Raw genomic sequence first — 20,082 nt, forward strand, 5'->3', positions numbered from 1 at the left:
ACGAACGGTGATCGGCGCGCCACGTTACCGGGCCTGGATCACCCGATGGTGTCCGAGACGTTCGTGACCCAGACCACTGCCTCGCCGGCCTCGTCCGAGGCGGCCAGGTCGACCTCCGCGGTGATGGCCCAGTCGTGGTCGCCCGCGGGGTCGTCGATGACCTGCCGGACGAGCCAGCGCTCCTTCTCCTCGGAGATCGTGATGAGCCCGGGGCCGCGCGCGTCCGGCCCGATCTGGATGCCGCCCCAGCCGTGCAGCTCGAAGAAGGGCTCGAACGCCTCGCGCCAGGCGTCGGCGTTCCAGCCGGAGTCCTTGTCCAGCTCGCCGAGTGAGTCCCAGCGGTTCAGCGACGCGAGCTCGACGCGGCGGAACATCGCGTTGCGCACGAGCACCCGGAACGCCCGGATGTTGCCGGTGACCCCGGCCGGCCCCTGGTCCAGCGTCGGCGGCGCGATCTCGTCGGTGTCCATCCCACCGCCGGCGGCGAGCTTCTCCCACTCGTCGAGCAGGCTGGAGTCCACCTGGCGGACGAGCTCGCCCAGCCACTCGATGATGTCGGTGAGCTCCTCGGTGCGGGCGTGCTCCGGCACGGTCTGCCGCAGCGCCCGGTAGGCGTCCGCGAGGTAGCGCAGGACCAGTCCCTCGGAGCGGGCCAGCTGGTAGTACGAGACGTACTCGTGGAAGGTCATCGCCTTCTCACTCATGTCCCGGACCACGGACTTCGGCGAGAGCCGGGCGTCCTCCACCCACGGCGCGCCCCGCCGGTAGGTCTCCAGCGCGGCGGTGAGCAGCTCGTCGAGCGGCTTGGGGTGGCTGACGTCCTCGAGCAGCGCCATGCGTTCCTCGTACTCGATGCCGTCCGCCTTCATCGCCGCGACGGCCTCCCCGCGCGCCTTGTTCTGCTGCGCGTGCAGGATCTGGCGCGGGTCGTCCAGCGTCGCCTCGATGATCGAGAGCACGTCCAGGGCGTAGCCGGGGGACTCCATGTCCAGCAGCTCGATCGCGGCCAGGGCGAACGGGGAGAGCGGCTGGTTGAGCGCGAAGTCCAGCTGCAGGTCGCCGACGACGCGCACGGTCCGGCCCTCGGCGTCGGGCTCGTCGAGCTTCTCGACGATCCCGGCGGCGAGCAGCGCCCGGTAGATCGCGATGGCCCGCAGGATGTGCTTGCGCTGGCGCGGCCGAGGCTCGTGGTTGTCCTCGAGCAGGTGGCGCATCGCGGTGAACGCGTCCCCCGGGCGGGAGATGACGTTCAGCAGCATCGCGTGGGTGACCTGGAAATGGCTGGTCAGCGGCTCGGGCTGGGCGCTCTGCAGCTTCTCGAACGACGTGGCGGACCAGCCGACGAAACCCTCCGGCGGCTGCTTGCGCACCACGCGCCGGCGCTTCTTGGGGTCGTCGCCCGCCTTCGCGAGCAGCCGGGCGTTCTCCACCTCGTGGTCCGGCGCCTCGGCGACCACGGTGCCGACCGTGTCGTACCCCGCGCGCCCGGCCCGGCCGGCGATCTGGTGGAACTCCCGGGCCTTCAACGAGCGCGTGCGCACGCCGTCGTACTTGGCGAGCGCGGTGAACAGCACGGTGCGGATCGGCACGTTGATGCCGACGCCGAGGGTGTCCGTCCCGCAGATGACCTTCAGCAGGCCGGCCTGGGCTAGGGTCTCGACGAGGCGCCGGTAGCGGGGCAGCATCCCGGCGTGGTGCACGCCGATCCCGTGCCGGACCAGCCGGGACAGCGTCTTCCCGAAGCCGGCGGTGAAGCGGAAGTTGCCGATCAGCTCGGCGATCGCCGCCTTCTCCTCCTTCGACGTGACGTTCACGCTCATCAGCGTCTGCGCCCGTTCCACGGCGGACTGCTGGGTGAAGTGCACGACGTAGACCGGGGCCTGCTGCGTCGCCAGCAGCTCGGTGATCGTCTCGTGCAGCGGGGTCAGCACGTACTGGTAGAGCAGCGGCACCGGCCGTTCCACCGAGGTGATCTCCGCCGTCGGACGCCCGGTGCGCCGGGTCAGATCGTCCCGGAAGAAGGTCGTGTCCCCGAGCGTGGCGCTCATCAGCAGGAACTGCGCCTGCGGCAGCTCGATCAGCGGGACCTGCCAGGCCCAGCCGCGGTCCGGGTCCGCGTAGAAGTGGAACTCGTCCATGACGACCGAGCCGACGTCCGCGCCCCGGCCCTGGCGCAGCGCGAGGTTCGCGAGGATCTCCGCGGTGCAGCAGATGATCGGCGCGCCCTCGTTCACCGCCGCGTCCCCGGTCAGCATGCCGACCTTGTCCGCGCCGAACACGTCGATCAGCGCGAAGAACTTCTCGCTGACCAGCGCCTTGATCGGGGCGGTGTAGAAGGTGCGGACCCCGCGGCTGAGCGCCGCCGCGTGCGCCGCGATCGCGACCAGGGACTTCCCCGAGCCGGTGGGCGTCGAGAGGATGACGTTCCCCCCGGTCGCGATCTCCAGAAGGGCCTCCTCCTGCGCCGGGTAGAGCGACAGGCCGCGTTCGGAGAAGGCCCAGTCCGCGAACGTCTCGACCAGGGTGTCGGGGTCGGCGGCGGGGGGAGGCGGTCGCTGAGCAGCGGGGCGGTCGCAGAGGTCATGGTCCCACCGATTGTCCACGATTCCCCGGACGGGTTGCGAGGCGCCGTACAACGCACCGCACCGGCGGCTGGGCGCGTTCGCCGCGCCGTACGGCCGATCGAGTGACGACGGCGCCCATCGGCGAACTACCGTGTGTCGGATGAGGGGGCGCACGGCGGGCATCGGGATGCCGGAGGTCGTCCCCCCGATGCTGCCCGCGGCCGGCGAGCTTCCCGGACCCGGGCGACGGCGAGGGCTGGGCCGTCGAGTTCGCGTGGGAGGGCTTCCGCTGCCTGGCCTACGTGCGGCCCGGCCGGGTCCGGCTGCTGTCGTCCGGCGGGCGCAGCGTCACCGCCTCCTTCCCGGAGCTGCGGGTCCTGGGGGAGCGGATCGCCGGGTCGTCGGCGGGCATGATCCTCGACGGGCTGGTGGTCGCCCTGGACGAGGGCGGCCGGCCCAGTCGCCGGCCGCTGATGCGCCGCACCGCCACGGTCCGCCCGTCCGAGGGCCTGATGCGCCGGGTGCCGGTGGGCTACGTCGTCACGGACCTGCTCTGGCACGACGGCCGCTCCCTGGTCCGGACGCCCTACGCCGCCCGCAGAGAGCGGCTGGAGAGCCTGGAGCTGGGCGTCGCGCCGATCATGGTGCCGCCCTCCTTCCCCACCGACGAGGCCGAGTTCGTGATGCAGACGGCCGAGCAGTACGGCCTGGACGGGCTGCACCTCAAGCGGCTCGACGCCCCGTATGCGCCCGGCCGCCGCACCCGGCAGTGGCTGCGGGTGCCGTTGCGGCGCAGCCGCCAGGTCGTGGTGGGCGGGTGGACACCCGCGGACCCGCACAAGCCGGACAAGGTCGGCGCGGTGCTCCTCGGCCTGCCCGTCGCCGACGGGCTGCGCTACGTCGGACGGGTCGGGATCGGCTCCGGCCGCGAGCGCCGGGCGGTCCGCGAGCTGATGCTGGAGCTGCAGCAGGACGACACGCCGTTCGGCGAGGGGCTGCCGGACCGGGTCGCCGAGGACGCCCGCTGGGTGGCGCCCCGGCTCGTCGCCGAGGTCGAGTACCAGGCGCTCACCCGCACCGGCCAGCTTCGGCTGCCGGCGTGGCGCGGCCTGTGCGAGCCGGACGAGGTGGACCCGGGCCTGTGGGACGTCGCGGACGACGTGGCCGCGATACCGCCGGCGCCCCCCGAGCCCGAACCGGAACCCGGTCCCGGACCCGCGCCGCCGTCGGCCCCGGTGTCGTCGGCCCCGGTGTCGTCGGTGCTGAACCGGCGGCTGGAACAGCACTTCGTCTACAACTCGCTGAACACGATCGCCGCGATCACCCGCACGGACCCCGCGCGCGCCCGCGAGCTGCTGCTCGGGTTCGCCGAGCTGAGCCGGGCGGCGGACCGTGCGGACACCGGGGACATCCCGCTGGCGGACGAGCTGGACGCCGTCCGCGCCTACCTCAGCATCGAGGGCGCCCGCTTCGGCCGCCGGCTGGCGTTCAGCGTGGGCGTGGAGCCGGGGCTCGACGAGGTCCGGATCGTGCCGCTGCAGCTGCTCGACGCCGTCAAGGCCACCGTGCAGCAGCGGATCGAGCCGCGTCCGGAGGGCGGCCGGCTGGCCGTCCGCGCCGCCGCCGCCGGGAACCGGTGCGTGGTCACGGTGACGGACGAGGGGTATCCGGACCCGGTCGTCCTCCGGCTCCCGCTGCCCGAGGCCGAGGCGGCGCCGGCCCCGATGGCCGCACCCTGAGCGAGGGTTCCACCCCGTCCGTGTGAACGGCGCGTTGCCTCCATCGCGCCAAGGGTGTGACGAGTGGGCGGCGGTGTCCTCGACGGGATCAGCGGGACGCTACCGTTCGCGCATGCTCGTCGTCTCCGTCCGCGAAATCCGGGAGCCCCAGTGAAGCCGGATGCAGGCCGCACGTTCACGGTCGAACCGTGGGTCGTGCGGGAGCCCACGCTCGACCTCGCCGCGCTCGGCCAGACCGAGACGGTCTTCGCCCTCTCCAACGGGCACATCGGGCTGCGCGGGAACCTGGACGAGGGCGACCCCCACCACCTGCCCGGCACCTACCTGAACTCGTTCTTCGAGGTCCGGCCGCTGCCGTACGCCGAGGGCGGCTACGGGTACCCGGAGTCCGGCCAGACGATCATCAACGTCACCAACGGCAAGCTCATCCGGCTGCTGGTCGACGACGAGCCGTTCGACCTGCGCTACGGCAAGCTGCGCCGCCACGAGCGCGTCCTGGACCTGCGCGCGGGCACCCTGACCCGCGAGGTCGAGTGGGAGTCCCCGGCCGGGCGCGTGGTCCGGGTGCGCAGCAAGCGGCTCGTCTCGCTGACCCAGCGCGCCATCGCCGCGATCAGCTACGAGGTCGAGGTGCTGGACGAGGAGGCGCTGCTCGTCGTGCAGTCCGAGCTCGTCGCGAACGAGCAGCTGCCCACCCGCGGCAACGACGACCCCCGGCTCGAGGCCGCGCTGACCAACGCGCTGGAGCCGGAGCTGCACCGCAGCGACGAGGCCGGCGCGACGCTGGTGCACCAGACCCGGAAGTCCCAGCTGCGCGTCGGCGCGGCCATGGACCACGAGGTGTACGGGCCCGAGGGCATCAAGATCACCTCGGAGGCGACCGAGGACACCGGCCGCACCACGATCATCGGCCGGGTCAAGCCGGGCGAGACGCTCGAGGTCGTCAAGTACCTCGCCTACGGCTGGTCCTCGCAGCGCAGCCTCCCCGCGATCCACGACCAGGTCCGGGCGGCGCTCGCCGCCGCCCGCTACACCGGCTGGGAGGGCCTGCTGCGCGAGCAGGAGGGCTACCTGGACGACTTCTGGGAGACCGCGGACGTCGAGATCGACGGCGACGCGGAGCTGCAGCAGGCGATCCGGCTCGCGACGTTCCACGTGCTGCAGGCCGGTGCCCGTGCCGAGCGCCGCTGCATCAGCGCCAAGGGCCTCACCGCGGACGGCTACGACGGCCACACGTTCTGGGACACCGAGACCTTCTGCCTGCAGGTGCTCTCGTTCCTCGCCCCGGACGCCGCGGCCGACGCGCTGCGCTGGCGGCAGTCCATCCTGCCGTCCGCGTTCGAGCGGGCCCAGCAGCTCGGGCTCGAGGGCGCGGCGTTCCCGTGGCGCACGATCCGCGGCCAGGAGTGCTCCGGCTACTGGCCGGCCGGCACCGCCGCGTTCCACCTCAACGCGGACATCGCGGACGCCGTCCGGCGGCACGTCGCGGCGACGGGGGACACCCAGTTCGAGCTGGAGGTCGGCCTCGAGCTGTTGGTCGCCACCGCGCGGCTGTGGCGCTCGCTGGGCCACCACGACTCGGCGGGCGAGTTCCGCATCGACGGCGTGACCGGCCCGGACGAGTACTCGGCCATCGTGGACAACAACGTCTACACGAACCTGATGGCGCAGCAGAACCTGCGCTACGCCGCCGAGGTGGCCGCCAAGCACCCCCGCTCCGCGGCGAAGCTGGGCGTCAACTCGGAGGAGATGGCGAGCTGGCGGGACGCGGCCTCGGCCATGCGGATCCCGTTCGACGACGAGCTGAAGGTCCACCCGCAGTCCGAGGGCTTCACGAAGCACAAGGTCTGGGACTTCGAGAACACCCCGGCGGACACCTACCCGCTGCTGCTGCACTACCCCTACTTCGACCTCTACCGCAAGCAGGTCATCAAGCAGGCGGACCTGGTGCTGGCCATGCAGCTGCGGCCGGACGCGTTCACCCCGGACCAGATGCGCCGCAACTTCGCCTACTACGAGGCGATCACGGTGCGGGACTCGTCGCTCTCGGCGTGCACCCAGTCCATGGTCGCGGCCCGGGTCGGGCACCTGGACCTGGCCTACGACTACCTGGCCGAGGCCGCGCTCGTCGACCTGAACAACCTGGCCGGGAACACCGACCACGGCATGCACATCGCGTCGATGGCGGGCTCGTGGGCGGCGATCACGACCGGGCTGGGCGGCATGACCTGCGACGCCACCGGGCTGGCGTTCGCCCCGGTGCTCCCGGCCGCGCTCTCCCGGGTGTCGTTCGGGCTCCGTTACCAGGGCCGGCACATCCGCGTGACGATCACGCAGGAGGACGCGGAGTACCGGCTGGTCAGCGGCCCGCCGATGCGGCTGCGCCACTACGACGAGCCGATCGCCCTCGCCGAGGAGCCGCAGGTCCGCAAGCTGCCGGCACCGCCGTTCGTCGAGCCGGTGGAGCAGCCCTACGGCCGGGCCCCGCGCCAGCGCCACCACGGCTGACCCGCGGCGGGTTGGTCCGGCCCCGGCGGGGTATCTGGGCGCCATGAGCGCGTCCCTCAACACCCCCGGGCACGACCCCGCGGGGCTGGTCCGGGTGGATCCCGCCGCACCCGGCTACGGGCGCAGGCGGTACGGGCGCGGGTTCGGCTACACCCGGCCCGACGGCTCCCGGCTCGACGACCACGCCGAGCTCGCCCGGATCAAGTCCCTGGTCATTCCGCCCGCCTGGAAGGACGTGTGGATCTGCCCGGATCCGGACGGCCACATCCAGGCGGTCGGCACGGACGACGCCGGCCGCCGCCAGTACCGCTACCACGACGAGTGGCGACGGGCCCGGGACGCCGAGAAGTACGACCGGGTCCTGCGCCTGGGGCGGCGGCTCGCGCGGGTCCGTGAGGAGGTCGCGGTCCGGCTGGGGGAGAAGGGCCTGGGCCGCGAGCGGGTGCTGGCCGGCGCGGTGCGGATGCTGGACATCGGGGTGTTCCGGGCCGGTGGCGAGCAGTACGCGCCGGACTGCAGCGACGACCCCAACACCGACTGCGACTCCGAGGACGAGGCCGGCACGTTCGGGCTCGCCACCCTGCGCCGCGAGCACGTCCGGCTCCACCGGGGCGCGGTGCGGTTCGACTACCCGGCCAAGGGCGGCATCCCCCGCTCGCTCGAGCTCCGGGACCCGGCGCTGCACCGGCTGGTCAACTCGCTGCTGCGGCGTCGCGGCGGCGGGGAGGACCTGCTGGCCTTCCGCACCGGGCCGGACTGGCACGACGTCACCTCCGCGGACCTGAACGCCGCGGTGAAGGAGCTGGTCGGGGACGCGTTCACCTGCAAGGACCTCCGCACCTGGAACGCGACCGTGCTCGCCGCCGTGACGCTCGCCGAGGCGGTCGCGGAGCAGGGCCGGGTCCCGGGGTCGAAGCGGGCGCGGACCAAGGTCGTCCGGGCCGCCGTGAACACGGTCTCGGACCACCTGGGCAACACCCCGACCGTGGCGCGGGCGTCCTACGTCGATCCGCGGGTGATCGAGAAGTTCGAGGAGGGCCGGACGGTGCTCGTCGCGCTGCGGCGCCTCGGCGGTGGCACGGACATGGCGGACGACCGCAGCCGGGCCGCGGTCGAGCGCGCGGTGGTCCGGTTGATCAAGTCCTGACCCTGGCCGTCACCGGTCCCCGCCCATCCGGTCCCGGAGCCGCGCGAGCGTCCGGGTGAGCAGCCGGGAGACGTGCATCTGGGAGATCCCGACCTGGTCCGCGATCTGGGTTTGGGTCTTGTTGCCGAAGAACCGCAGCACCAGGATCACCCGCTCGCGTTCGTCGAGCTCGTCCAGCAGCGGGGCGAGGGCCTGCCGGTACTCGACCTTGTCCAGCTCGGCGTCCGCCACGCCGAGGGTGTCCTGCAGCGTCGAGTCCGCGCCCGCGACCAGCTCGTCGAGCGAGGTGCTGCGGTAGGCCTGCTGGGCGTCGAGGCCCTCCAGGACCTCCTCGGTCGGGATGCCGAGCCGGTTCGCGATCTCCGACGGCCGGGGTGCCCGGTTCAGCTCCTGCGACAGCGGCCCGACGGCGCCGTTGATCGCGCTCTGCAGCTCCTTGAGCCGCCGCGGGACCCGCATGGCCCAGGTGCGATCCCGGAAGTGCCGGCGCACCTCGCCGGTGATCGTCGGCACCGCGTAGGAGAGGAAGTCGATGCCGCGCTCGGGGTCGAACCGGTCCACCGCGTTGATCAGCCCGACGGTCCCGGCCTGCTCGAGGTCGTCGACGGGCTCGCCGCGGCCGGCGAACCGGCGGGCGATGTGCTGGACGATCGGCAGGTAGCCCGTGACGAGCTTGCTCCGGATCGCGAGCCGGTCCGGATGGTCCTCGGGCAGCCCGACGAACTCGTGGAAGAGCGGCATGAGGTGGGCGTACTCCGAGTCGCCGTACTGCCGATCGGGCGCGGCGCCCTCTCCGGACGAAGCGGTCACGACGGGCCCGCGATGCATGTGCGGAGGCGGCTGGCCACGGGAGGAGCTACCCGTCGGGGCGGAGGAGGAAACGCGGGCGCTGGTAGGTTGGTCAGTCCCGTCACGGGGTGGAGCACATGTCCCCCCGCGCGTCTCGTGCGTCAGGTGAGGAAGATCCGCTGGTGTCTGAACCGGAGCAGGCCGATGCGCCCGAGCAGTCCGCGCTCGAGCACGAGCGCGGCTACGTCGCGATGCTCTACGAGCGCCTCGACGAGCGACGGCGGGACACCGCGCGCCGGCTCGCGGACGTCCTGCACGGCGAGACCGTCGGCACGCCCCAGGCGCTGACCGAGCGGGACGCCGCCGCGGCGATGTACACGGACCGGCTGGCCGCCCTGCGTGCCGCCGAGCACGGCCTGGCGTTCGGCCGCCTGGACACCGAGGCGGAGGAGATCCGCTACATCGGCCGGCTCGGCCTGCTCGACGAGGACAACGAGTACGAGCCGCTGCTGATGGACTGGCGCGCTCCCGCGGCGCAGCCCTTCTACACCGCCACGGCCGCGTCGCCCGAGGGCATCCGCCGCCGACGGCACCTGCGCACCCGGGGCCGCAGTGTCACCGCGGTCGACGACGAGGTGCTGGACCTGGCCGAGGCCGCGTCCACGACCAGCTCCGGCCTCACCAGCGAGGCCGCGCTGATGGCCGCGGTCACGGAGGCCCGCACCGGCCGGATGACGGACATCGTCGCCACCATCCAGGGCGAGCAGGACCGGATCATCCGCTCCAAGCCCTCCGGCGTGCTGGTCGTGCAGGGCGGCCCGGGTACCGGCAAGACGGCCGTCGCCCTGCACCGCGCGGCGTACCTGCTCTACACGCACCGGGACCGGCTGGCCCGCCGCGGCGTCCTCGTGGTCGGGCCGAACGCCACGTTCCTGCGCTACATCGGCCAGGTCCTGCCCTCCCTCGGCGAGACGAGCGTCGTGCTCGGCACCGTCGCCCAGCTCTTCCCCGGCCTGCACGCCCGCCGCACCGAGAGCGCCCGGACCGCGGAGGTCAAGGGCCGCGCGGACATGGCGGCCGTCATCGCCGCGGCGGTGCGGGACCGGCAGCAGATCCCGCGGCAGCCGATCCGGCTCGTCGTCGAGCAGCAGCAGGTGCGGCTGGACCGGGACGTCGCCAACCAGGCCCGCTCGCGCGCCCGGCGCTCCCGCAAGCCGCACAACGAGGCCAAGCGGCTCTTCCACACCGAGGCCATCCGGCTGCTGGCGAACCAGGTGGCGGCGAACCTCGGGGGCCGTGGCCTGGTCGGCCCGGCGGACGTCGACGACATCCGCGAGGAGCTCGCCGAGAGCGCCGAGCTCAACCGGGAGCTCGACGCGCTGTGGCCCACGCTCTCCCCGGAGCGCCTGCTCACCGACCTGTTCGCGGACCGGCGCAAGCTCAACTCGATCGCCCGGCGCATCCCCGCCGAGGAGCGCGCGCTGCTGGAGCGGCCCGCCCCCGGCGACGACGTCCCGTACGACCTGCGCTGGACGCCCGCGGACGTCCCGCTGCTCGACGAGGCCGCCGAGCTGCTCGGGGACGACGGCGCGGCCGCCAGAGCCGCGGCCCAGGCGGCGCTGCGCGAGGAGGTCGAGTACGCCCAGGGCGTGCTCGACGTGCTGGACCTCGAGGAGGAGCTGGACCCGGAGCTGCTGCGCGCCACGGACATCGTGGATGCGGACCGGCTCGCCGAGCGCATGCAGGTCCGGTCCTACGAGTCGACGGCGGACCGGGCGGCCTCGGACCGCGAGTGGACCTACGGCCACGTGATCGTCGACGAGGCGCAGGAGCTTTCCGCGATGGCCTGGCGGCTGATCATGCGCCGGGTGCCGAGCCGGTCGATGACCGTGGTCGGGGATGTCGCGCAGACCGGGGACCTCGCCGGCGCGGGCAGCTGGGGCCAGGTGCTCTCGCCGTTCGTCGCGAACCGCTGGCGGCTCGAGCAGCTGACCGTGAACTACCGGACGCCCGCCGAGATCGCGGACGTCGCCGACGACATCCTGGCGATGATCGACGCGAGCCTGGACCCGCCGAGCTCCGTGCGCAGCACCGGTGTCCCGCCGCGGGCCGTGGCCGTCGCCGCCGGGACGCTCGTGGGGTCGGACGGCGTCCTGGGCGAGCTGGTGGCCGAGGAGCGCGCGGCCGTGGGCGAGGGCCGGGTCGCGGTGCTGGTCCCGAACTCCCGGGTGCAGGAGCTGCGGATCGCGCTGCTCGGCGAGCCCGGGGCCCGCGCGGCCGAGGCCGCCGAGGGCGAGGTCGACGACTTCGCGGACCCCGAGGACCTGGAGGCCCCGGTCGTCGTGCTGCCGGTGACGGCCGCGAAGGGCCTGGAGTTCGACTCCGTGGTGCTCGTGGAACCGGCCGAGGTGCTGGCCGAGTCGCCGCGCGGGCTCAACGACCTCTACGTCGCGATCACCCGCGCCACCCAGCGGCTCACCGTCGTGCACCACGACGAGCTGCCCGAGGCGCTCAAGCGGCTGCGCCGCGGCTAGCCCACGCCGGTCGAGCGCAGCTGCCGGCCGTCACGCACAGGTCCGGACCTGTGCCGGTCCGCAGAGCCCGTGCCGGCTCAGGCCGCGGCGCCCGCCTCCGTCGCGGCCTGCAACAGGCCCGAGACGAGCCGCAGGTCCGTGGCGTCCTGCTCGGGGTGCCACTGCACGCCGACGACGAACCGCTGCCCGCCGAGCTCGATCGCCTCGACGATGCCGTCGTCGGCCCGGGCGGAGACCCGCAGCCCCTCCCCGAGCCGGTCGACGGCCTGGTGGTGGTGGCAGCGGACCCGGGCCTCCTCGCCGACCAGCGTGCGGACCAGGGTGTCCCGCTCGGTGCGGACCTCGATCTCGCCGTACACCGTGGGTTCGGGGCCGTGCCGCACGTGCCCGACGACGTCCGGGACGTGCTGGTGCAGCGTCCCGCCGAGGGCGACGTTGAGCAGCTGGTGGCCGCGGCACACGGCGAGCACCGGGACGTCCCGCTCCAGGGCCCGGCTCAGGACGGCCAGCTCCGCCTCGTCCCGCTCCTCGCGCGCCGGGACGGTCTGCGGGCCGGTCTCGGCACCGTAGCGGCCGGGGTCGACGTCCGGGCCGCCGGAGATGACCAACGCGTCCAACCGGTCCACGACGCCCGCGGACAGCGGGATCGGCGGCAGGACGACCGGGACGCCCCCGGCCGCCGTCACCACGTCGATGTAGGTGCGGGGGAGCAGCACGGTGTCGTGCTCGAACGGGACGTACCGGGCGATCTCGCCGTAGCCGGTGATCCCGACGACCGGCCCGCCGCCCGCACTCCGTCGCTGCATCCGCTCGCTCACCCCGCGTCTCCCGCCACCGCGGCGAGTACCCCGTCGCCGTACTTGGTCAACTTGTTCTCCCCGACCCCGCTGACCGTGCCCAGCTGGTCCAGGGACGTCGGCGCCAGCGCCGCGACGGCCCGGAGCGTGGCGTCGTGGAAGACCACGTAGGCGGGCACGCCCTGCTCCTTGGCGGTGGCGCCGCGCCAGGCCCGCAGCCGCTCGAACACCGGCTGGGCCTCGGGCGCGAGGTCCGCGACCGGCGCGCTCGACCGGGAGGACCGCCTGGTGCGGGTCCGTTCCGGGTCCTTGCGGAGCATGACCTGCCGGTCGCCCTTGAGCACCGCCGAGCTCTCCGGCGTCATCTCCAGGGTCTGGTAGGCCCCGCCGACGGCGAGCAGGCCCCGGGCGAGGAGCTGGCGGACGACCCCGCGCCACTCGACCTCCCCCAGCTCCGTGCCGATGCCGAAGGTGGAGAGCGAGTCGTGCCCGGACTGCTCGACCTTCGGGGTCCGCTTGCCCACCAGGATGTCCACGATCTGCCCGGCGCCGAAGCTCTGGTTGCGCTCGTGCTTGAGCCGCCAGACCGTGGAGAGGACCTTCTGCGCGGGGACGGTGCCGTCCCAGGACTCCGCGGGTGTGAGGCACGTGTCGCAGTTCCCGCAGGCCTCGGACCGCTGGCCGAAGTAGTTCAGCAGCTGCGTCCGCCGGCACTCGACGGTCTCGCAGAGCGCCAGCATCGCGTCCAGGTGCTGGGCCAGCCGCCGGCGGTGCGCCAGGTCCCCCTCGGACTCGTCGATCATCTTGCGCTGCTGCACGACGTCCGCGAGCCCGTAGGCCAGCCACGCCGTGGACGGCAGCCCGTCCCGGCCCGCGCGGCCGGTCTCCTGGTAGTACCCCTCGACCGACTTCGGCAGGTCCAGGTGGGCGACGAACCGGACGTCCGGCTTGTCGATCCCCATCCCGAACGCGATGGTGGCGCACATGACCACGCCCTCCTCGCGGAGGAACCGGGACTGGTTGCGCGCGCGGACGCCGGCGTCCAGCCCCGCGTGGTAGGGCAGCGCCGGGATGCCCTGCGCGGCGAGGAACTCGGCGGTCTGCTCGACGGACTTGCGGGACAGGCAGTAGACGATGCCCGCGTCCCCGGGGTGCTCGGTGCGGATGAGCTCCAGGAGCTGCTTGCGGGGCTCGTTCTTCGGCGCGATCCGGTACTGGATGTTCGGCCGGTCGAAGCTGGCGACGACGTGCTTGGCGTTCGTCAGGTCCAGCCGTTGCGCGATCTCGGTGCGGGTGTGCTCGGTGGCCGTCGCGGTGAGGGCGATCCGCGGGACGTCCGGCCAGCGCCGGTGCAGGTCCGAGAGCATCAGGTAGTCCGGCCGGAAGTCGTGCCCCCACTGCGCGACGCAGTGCGCCTCGTCGATGGCGAACAGCGCGATCGTGCCGCGGTCCAGCAGGCTCAGCGTGGACGGGACGCGCAGTCGTTCCGGGGCGAGGTAGAGCAGGTCCAGCTCGCCGCCGAGGAAGGCGCGTTCGGTGTCCCGGCGCTCGTCCGGGTTCTGGGTGGAGTTCAGGAAGCCGGCCCGCACGCCCAGGTTGCGCAGCGCGTCCACCTGGTCCTGCATGAGCGCGATCAGCGGCGAGACCACGACCCCGGTCCCCGGCCTGACCAGCGCGGGGACCTGGTAGCAGAGGGACTTGCCGCCGCCGGTGGGCATGAGGACGAGTGCATCGCCGCCCGCGCACACGTGCTCGACGACCTCCTGCTGCGGCCCGCGGAACGCGTCGTAGCCGAAGACCCGGCTGAGCACTTCCAGGGGCGTCCGAGCAGCGGTGGGGGCTCCGGGGGTGCTCACGGGCCCGATCGTACGAGATGCGGCTCCGTCGCCCGTGCGCGAACAACGTTGTTCCCGCGACATCTTCCGCGCACGAGCGGCGCGGCCTCCCGCGTTGCCGGGCGCCCCGGCCGGTGCGATCGTCGGCCGATGGCCATCGACTCGTTACCCGGGGACTTCTTCCACTACGCCGACGCGCTCACCGACGACGAGCAGAAGGTGCTCGCCCGCGTCCGCGAGTTCTGCCGCACCGAGATCGCCCCGATCGCGCTCGACGCCTGGACGAAGGCCGAGTTCCCGCACGAGATCGTTCCGCGCTTCGCCGCCCTGGACATCGCCGCGCTGCCCTACGAGGGCCTCGAGGGGCCGGCCGCGCGCCGGACGCTGATCGGGTTCCTGTCGATGGAGCTGGCGCACGCGGACCCGTCGCTGAACAGCTTCTTCGGCATCCACAACGGCCTCGCGATGGGCAGCATCGACCTCTGCGGCTCCGCCGAGCAGCGTGAGCGGTGGCTCCCGGCGATGGGCCGGATGGAGAAGATCGGCGCGTTCGGACTGACCGAGCCGCACGGCGGGTCCGACGTCGCGCAGGGCCTGGAGACCACCGCCCGCCGCGAGGGCGACGAATGGGTCCTGAACGGGGAGAAGCGCTGGATCGGCAACGGGACGTTCGCCGACCTCGTCGTCGTCTGGGCCCGCGACGTCACCGACGAGCCGGAGAAGGGGCCGGTCCGGGGTTCGTCGTGGAGCAGGACAACCCCGGCATGACCACGACGAAGATAGAGAACAAGATCGCCCTGCGGACGGTGCAGAACGCGGACATCGTACTGACGGACTGCCGCGTCCCGGAGTCCGACCGGCTGCAGGAGGCGAACTCGTTCAAGGACACGAACAAGGTCCTGCGGCGCACCCGCGGCGGCGTGGCCTGGGGCGCCACCGGCACGATGATGGCGGCGTACGAGATCGCGCTGGACTACGCCAGGGAACGCGAGCAGTTCGGCCGCCCGATCGCCGGGTTCCAGCTGGTCCAGGACCTGCTCGTGCGCATGCTGGGCAACGTGACGGCCTCGCTGGGCATGGCCGTGCGCCTGGCCGAGATGCAGGACGCCGGCACCGCGAAGGACGAGCACGCCGCGCTGGCCAAGGAGTTCACCACCACCAGGATGCGCGAGACGGTGTCCCTGGCCCGGGAGGTCGTCGGCGGCAACGGGGTGGTGCTGGACTACGGCGTCGCCAAGTACTTCGCCGACGCCGAGGCGCTGTATTCCTTCGAGGGCACCAGGCAGATCAACACCCTGGTCGTCGGGCGGTCGATCACGGGGCTGTCGGCGTTCGTCTGATGCGGCTGTGCCACCTGTGCGCCGAAACCGCGCACAGGCGCGTCAGCGCAAACTCGCCCGCCAGGCCTCGTGCAGGTCCGCGTACTCGCCCGCGCTCGCCAGCAGCTCGGCGGGGGAGCCGTCCTGGACCACCCGGCCCTCCGCCATGACCAGCACCCGGTCCGCGATCCGCACGGTCGAGAGGCGGTGGGCGATGATCAGCGCGGTGCGGCCCGCGAGGACCGTCTCCAGCGCGTCCTGCACGGCCCGCTCCGACGGGATGTCCAGGCTCGACGTCGCCTCGTCCAGCAGGACGACGGCCGGGTCCGCCAGCACGATCCGGGCCAGCGACACCAGCTGGCGCTGGCCCGCGGAGAGCCGCCCGCCGCGCTTGCGGACGTCCGTGTCCAGCCCCTCGGGCAGCTGCTCGACGAACGGCCCCGCCCCGACGGCGTCGACCGCGGCCTCGATCTCCGCCCGGGTCGCGGCCGGCCGGCCCATCGCGACGTTGTCCGCTACCGAGCCGGAGAACAGGAACGACTCCTGCGTGATCATCACCAGCGCCCTGCGGAGGTCCGTGTCCGCGAGGTCCCGCAGGTCCACGCCGTCGAGCCGGATCGTGCCGAGCGTCGGGTCGTAGAACCGGGCCGCGAGCTTGGCCAGCGTGGACTTGCCGGCGCCCGTCGCCCCGACCAGCGCGACCGTCTGCCCGGGCGGGACCCGCAGGGTGAACTCCGGCAGCACCGTCCGGTCCGCCGCTCGGGCGTAGGCGAAGCCGACCCCGTCGAAGACGAGCTCGCCGCGGACCGGCGACGGCAGGGCCGTCGGGTCCTCGGGCTCCGGCACCCCGACCGGCGTCTCCAGCAGCGACGCCAGCTTCTCCAGCGCCGCGGCCGCGGACTGGTAGGCGTTGAGGAACTGCGCCAGGTCGTCGAGGGGATCGTAGAAGCGGCGCAGGTACAGCAGGAACGCCGTGAGCGCGCCCAGCTCCAGCGCCCCGCCGGACACCCGGAACGCCCCGATCAGGAGGACGAGCGCGAGCGTCACGTTGCCGACCGCCCGAACCGCCGCCACGAACCACGCGACCGTGAGCAGCGCCTGCGCGTTCGCGTCCCGGTACTGCGCGTTCAGCCCGTCCATGATCGACGAGTTGCGGGCCTCGCGGCGGTACGCCTGGACCGCGCGGATGCCGTTCATGGACTCGACGAAGTGCACGATCACCCGCGCCACCCAGGTGCGGGTGCGCCGGTAGCCGGCCCGCGAGCTGCGCTGGAACCAGCGCGTGAGCAGCACCATCGGGACGAACCCGGCCAGCACGACGCACGCGAGCACCGGGTCGATCACCAGCAGCAGCACGGTGATCCCGACGAGCGAGAGCAGCGCGCCGAGCAGCTTGTCCAGGCCCTGGGCGAGGAGGTCGTCGATCGAGTCGACGTCGCTGGTCAACCGGGAGATCAGCCGGCCGGACGTGTAGGACTCGTGGAAGTCCAGCGAGAGCCGCTGCGCATGCCGGAAGACCCGGTTCCGCAGGTCCAGCAGCAGGTCCTGGCCCACCCGGCCGGACAGCCGCAGGAACACCGCGCGCAGCCCCGCCCCGGCGACCCCGCATCCGGCGTACCCGGCGATCGCCCAGGCCAGCGGGCCGGGGCGGCCGTCGAGCGCGGCCGGCACCCCGGTGTCGATGGCGAGCGCGACGAGCAGCGGCCCGGTGAGCATCACCGCGTTCTCGACGACCAACAGCGCCATCGCGAGCGCGGCGGGCGCCCGGTGCGGGCGCAGCAGCGACCAGAACAGGGTACGAGCACCGCGGGCCAGCGTGAGGCCCGCGGCGTACGTGACCTCGTCGGGCTCGTCGCCCACGCCGCGCCAGGAGAGATCGACGCTCATCGCCGGGCCACCTCCTCCTCGGGGTTGCTCAGCAGGTCCCGGTACTCCGCGTTCCCCGCCAGGAGCTCGCGGTGCGTCCCCACCGCGGCGATCCGGCCGCCGGAGAGCAGCGCCACCCGGTCCGCCAGCTGCACCGTCGACGGCCGGTGCGCCACGACCAGCGCGGTCACCCCGCCCAGCAGCCGGCGCAGCGCCGCCTCCACCTGGGCCTCGGTGTGGACGTCCAGGGCGGACAGCGGGTCGTCGAGCACCAGGACGGGCGGCCGCCCGATCACCGCGCGGGCGAGCGCGAGCCGCTGCCGCTGCCCGCCGGAGAGCGAGAGACCCTGCTCACCGATCCGGGTGTCCAGGCCCCAGGGCAGGGCCGCGACGAACCCGTCCGCGCCCGCGACGCGCAGCGCCTCCCACACGTCCTCCGGCGACGCGCCCGGTGTACCGAGCGCCACGTTCTCCCGGACGCTCGCCGAGATCAGCACCGGGTCCTCGAACGCCGTGGCGACGAGGGAGCGAAGGTCCGCGAGCCGCAGCCGCCGGACGTCGACGCCGTCGAGCAGCACCGCGCCGCCCGTCACGTCCTCGAGCCGCCCGACCAGCGACGTCAGCACCGTCTTGCCCGACCCCGTCGCCCCGACCAGAGCCATCGTCTCGCCCGGACGGACAACCAGGGAGAGCCCGCGCAGGACGTCCCGCTCGGCGCCCTCGTGGCGGTACCGCACGTCCCGGAACTCGATCTCACCCCGCACCGGGTGGGCCGGCGGCACCGGCTCGGCGGGATCGGTGATCGCCGGCTCGACGTCCATGACCTCGTAGTACCGCCGGGTCGCGGCGGCCGCGTCGCCCGCCTCGGTGAGCAGCCAGCCGAGCGAGGCGATCGGCCAGTACAGGTACATCATCACGGTGACGGCCGCGACGAGCGTGCCGAGCGTCAGCGAGCCCTGCGCCACGCCGAGCGCGCCGAGGCCGAGGATCAGCGCGATCGCCGCCTCGGGCAGCAGGATCAGCACGCACCACAGCGCGGCCTGCAGCCGGACCTTCCGCAGCTCGGTGCCGCGGAGCCCGCGGGCGTCCGCCGTGAACCGCTTCGCCATCTCCCGGCCGCGGCCGAGCGACTTCAGCACCCGGATCCCGAGGGCGGACTCCTCGACGACCGTCGCGAGGTCCCCGGCCTGGTCCTGCGCCGAGCGCGCGGCCAGGGAGTAGTGACGCTCGAAGTACCTCGTGAGCAGTACGAGCGGGATCGCGATGACCGCGATCGCGGTGCCCAGCAGCGGGGACAGGACCGTCAGCACCCCGACACCGACCACCGCCGTCACCGCGTTGACCACCAGGAAGATCCCGGAGAACGCGAGGAAGCGGCGCAGCGTCGACAGGTCCTGGACCGCGCGGGACAGCAGCTGCCCGGACGGCCAGCGGTCGTGGAACGCCACCGGCAGGTCCTGCAGGTGGGCGTAGAGGTCGGCGCGCATCGTCGCCTCGATCAGGGTGGTCGGGCGGACGACCAGCCGGCGCCGCCACAACAGCAGCAGCGCCTCGAGGAGGCCGAACGCGAGCACCCCGAGCACGAGCCAGGGCAGCGAGCCGAGCTCACCGCGGGCGATCGGGCCGTCGACGATCCGGCGGGTGACCAGCGGGATGGCGAGGGCGGCCAGGCTGCTCGCGAGCGCGGCCACCCCGGACCCGAGCAGGGCCCGGCGGTGCGGGCGGACAGGGGAGGCCAGGCGACGCAGTTCGGCCAGGGAGGTCGACCGCGCCGCCGCCGGAAGGGAGGACGTCATGGTTGCTTCCAGAGTACGAACGGGATCGACCGATCGCACCTGGTTTGCCGCAGGCGGAGCGGGCCCGGGGCGACGAGTGATCAACGTGTCCTCGCGGCAGCGGCGCCGGGGGTGTAGCACTGTGGGCAGCAGACGTGCGCCCGACCGCGGCGCTCGACCGGGAGAGGACCCTCAGGTGACCCTGAAGATCGGCTACAAGGCCTCGGCGGAGCAGTTCGGGCCCCGGGACCTGGTGGAGTACGCGGTGCGGGCGGAGGAGGTGGGCCTGGACAGCGTGTGGGTGTCGGACCACTTCCTGCCGTGGCGGCACAACGGCGGGCACGCCCCGTCGGCGTTGACCTGGATGGCCGCGGTGGGGGAGCGCACCAGCCGGGTGCAGATCGGGACGAGCGTGACGACGCCGACGTTCCGGTACAACCCGGCGGTGATGGCGCAGACGTTCGCCACGATGGCGCTGCTCTACGACAACCGGATCATCCTGGGCGCCGGGACCGGGGAGGCGCTCAACGAGATCGCCGTGTCGGGGATGGAGTGGCCGGACTTCAAGGAGCGCTTCGCCCGGCTCCGCGAGGCCGTGACGCTGATGCGCACGCTGTGGACCGAGACCAACGTCGACTTCGACGGCGAGTACTACAAGCTGGTCAACGCGAGCATCTACGACCGTCCGGACACCCCGGTCCCGGTCTACATCGCCGCCGGTGGTCCGGTCGTGGCCCGGTACGCGGGGCGGTCGGCGGAAGGCTTCATCTGCACCTCGGGCAAGGGCATGGAGCTCTACACCGAGAAGCTGCTGCCGGCGGTCGCGGAGGGCGCGGCGAAGGCGGAGCGGGACCCGGCCGAGATCGACAAGATGATCGAGGTCAAGTTCTCCTACGATCGGGACCCGGAGGCCGCGCTGGAGAACACGCGGTTCTGGGCGCCGCTGTCGCTGACCGCGGAGCAGAAGCACACCGTGGACTCGGCGGAGGAGATGGAGCGCCTGGCCGACGAGCTGCCGATCGAGCAGGTCGCGAAGCGCTGGATCGTGGCGTCGGACCCCGACGAGGCGGTCGCGCAGATCAAGCCCTACCTCGACGCCGGGCTCAACCACCTGGTCTTCCACGGCCCGGGCCACGACCAGGAACGCTTCCTCGCCCAGTTCACCTCCGACGTCATGCCGAGGCTCCGCGCACTCGACAGCTGAGCCGG

11 protein-coding genes and 2 pseudogenes are annotated in these 20,082 nt (G+C 73.2%); 7 read left to right on the plus strand and 6 right to left on the minus strand.

Features of this window, described 5'->3' with window-relative positions; genetic code table 11:
• Window positions 1-38: 38 nt before the first annotated feature.
• Window positions 39-2,603, minus strand: coding sequence for a DEAD/DEAH box helicase (locus WBK50_RS15285; RefSeq protein ID WP_445942256.1), 2,565 nt, complete (start codon window positions 2,601-2,603; stop codon window positions 39-41).
• Between the two features lie 224 nt (window positions 2,604-2,827).
• Here WBK50_RS15285 and WBK50_RS15290 point away from each other — a divergent pair.
• The 4 genes and pseudogenes from WBK50_RS15290 to WBK50_RS15305 form a co-directional block, all read left to right on the plus strand.
• Window positions 2,828-3,664 (plus strand): annotated as a pseudogene (locus WBK50_RS15290) (ATP-dependent DNA ligase); the annotation flags it as partial.
• A 159-nt stretch (window positions 3,665-3,823) separates the two neighbouring features.
• Entirely contained in the window at window positions 3,824-4,303 is a 480-nt protein-coding gene (locus WBK50_RS15295) for a histidine kinase (protein WP_341339394.1), read from the plus strand.
• Between the two features lie 150 nt (window positions 4,304-4,453).
• The gene (locus tag WBK50_RS15300; protein WP_341336265.1) at window positions 4,454-6,811 is read left to right on the plus strand and encodes a glycoside hydrolase family 65 protein; all 2,358 of its coding nucleotides are present in this window, start codon (window positions 4,454-4,456) and stop codon (window positions 6,809-6,811) included.
• A gap of 43 nt (window positions 6,812-6,854) precedes the next feature.
• Complete coding sequence (locus WBK50_RS15305; RefSeq protein ID WP_341336266.1) at window positions 6,855-7,958, plus strand: DNA topoisomerase IB; 1,104 nt, start codon at window positions 6,855-6,857, stop codon at window positions 7,956-7,958.
• 9 nt (window positions 7,959-7,967) lie between these two features.
• Here the strand turns inward: WBK50_RS15305 and WBK50_RS15310 are convergent, their stop codons facing one another.
• Window positions 7,968-8,786 carry an RNA polymerase sigma factor SigF gene (locus tag WBK50_RS15310; protein WP_445942257.1) on the minus strand — a complete coding sequence of 273 codons (819 nt, stop codon included), beginning with the start codon at window positions 8,784-8,786 and terminating at the stop codon, window positions 7,968-7,970.
• A 98-nt stretch (window positions 8,787-8,884) separates the two neighbouring features.
• Between WBK50_RS15310 and WBK50_RS15315 the strand changes: the two genes are divergently transcribed.
• On the plus strand, window positions 8,885-11,281 hold the full coding sequence (locus tag WBK50_RS15315) for a HelD family protein (RefSeq protein WP_445942258.1): 2,397 nt from the start codon (window positions 8,885-8,887) through the stop codon (window positions 11,279-11,281).
• Window positions 11,282-11,358: 77 nt separating this feature from the next.
• Here the strand turns inward: WBK50_RS15315 and WBK50_RS15320 are convergent, their stop codons facing one another.
• The gene (locus tag WBK50_RS15320) at window positions 11,359-12,087 is read right to left on the minus strand and encodes a gamma-glutamyl-gamma-aminobutyrate hydrolase family protein (RefSeq protein ID WP_341336267.1); all 729 of its coding nucleotides are present in this window, start codon (window positions 12,085-12,087) and stop codon (window positions 11,359-11,361) included.
• Window positions 12,088-12,095: 8 nt separating this feature from the next.
• Window positions 12,096-13,934, minus strand: a complete 1,839-nt coding sequence (gene recQ, locus WBK50_RS15325) for a DNA helicase RecQ (protein WP_341336268.1) — start codon at window positions 13,932-13,934, stop codon at window positions 12,096-12,098.
• Window positions 13,935-14,063: 129 nt separating this feature from the next.
• Between recQ and WBK50_RS35140 the strand changes: the two are divergent.
• Window positions 14,064-15,253 (plus strand): annotated as a pseudogene (locus WBK50_RS35140) (acyl-CoA dehydrogenase family protein).
• Between the two features lie 42 nt (window positions 15,254-15,295).
• On the opposite strand, the gene WBK50_RS15340 reads toward WBK50_RS35140, so the two are convergent.
• Window positions 15,296-17,119 (minus strand): ABC transporter ATP-binding protein, encoded by a 1,824-nt coding sequence (locus tag WBK50_RS15340; RefSeq protein ID WP_341336271.1) that lies wholly within the window; start codon window positions 17,117-17,119, stop codon window positions 15,296-15,298.
• Window positions 17,116-18,894 carry an ABC transporter ATP-binding protein gene (locus WBK50_RS15345; RefSeq protein WP_341336272.1) on the minus strand — a complete coding sequence of 593 codons (1,779 nt, stop codon included), beginning with the start codon at window positions 18,892-18,894 and terminating at the stop codon, window positions 17,116-17,118. The genes WBK50_RS15340 and WBK50_RS15345 overlap by 4 nt, the downstream gene beginning before the upstream one ends.
• Window positions 18,895-19,069: 175 nt before the next feature.
• On the opposite strand from WBK50_RS15345, the gene fgd reads away from it, so the two are divergent.
• Window positions 19,070-20,077: a glucose-6-phosphate dehydrogenase (coenzyme-F420) gene (fgd, locus tag WBK50_RS15350; RefSeq protein WP_341336273.1), complete on the plus strand. Its 1,008-nt coding sequence runs from the start codon at window positions 19,070-19,072 to the stop codon at window positions 20,075-20,077.
• Window positions 20,078-20,082 lie beyond the last annotated feature (5 nt).

Origin of the sequence: Pseudonocardia sp. T1-2H (assembly GCF_038039215.1) — a bacterium.
Taxonomy (GTDB): Bacteria; Actinomycetota; Actinomycetes; order Mycobacteriales; family Pseudonocardiaceae; genus Pseudonocardia.

What these genes read in the sequence shown, in the direction of transcription:
- WBK50_RS15305 (WP_341336266.1), top strand. Translation starts at nt 6,855, where the DNA reads ATGAGCGCGTCCCTCAACACCCCCGGGCACGACCCCGCGGGGCTGGTC.
- WBK50_RS15310 (WP_445942257.1), bottom strand. Translation starts at nt 8,786, where the DNA reads ATGCATCGCGGGCCCGTCGTGACCGCTTCGTCCGGAGAGGGCGCCGCG.
- WBK50_RS15315 (WP_445942258.1), top strand. Translation starts at nt 8,885, where the DNA reads ATGTCCCCCCGCGCGTCTCGTGCGTCAGGTGAGGAAGATCCGCTGGTG.
- WBK50_RS15320 (WP_341336267.1), bottom strand. Translation starts at nt 12,087, where the DNA reads ATGCAGCGACGGAGTGCGGGCGGCGGGCCGGTCGTCGGGATCACCGGC.
- WBK50_RS15340 (WP_341336271.1), bottom strand. Translation starts at nt 17,119, where the DNA reads ATGAGCGTCGATCTCTCCTGGCGCGGCGTGGGCGACGAGCCCGACGAG.
- WBK50_RS15345 (WP_341336272.1), bottom strand. Translation starts at nt 18,894, where the DNA reads ATGACGTCCTCCCTTCCGGCGGCGGCGCGGTCGACCTCCCTGGCCGAA.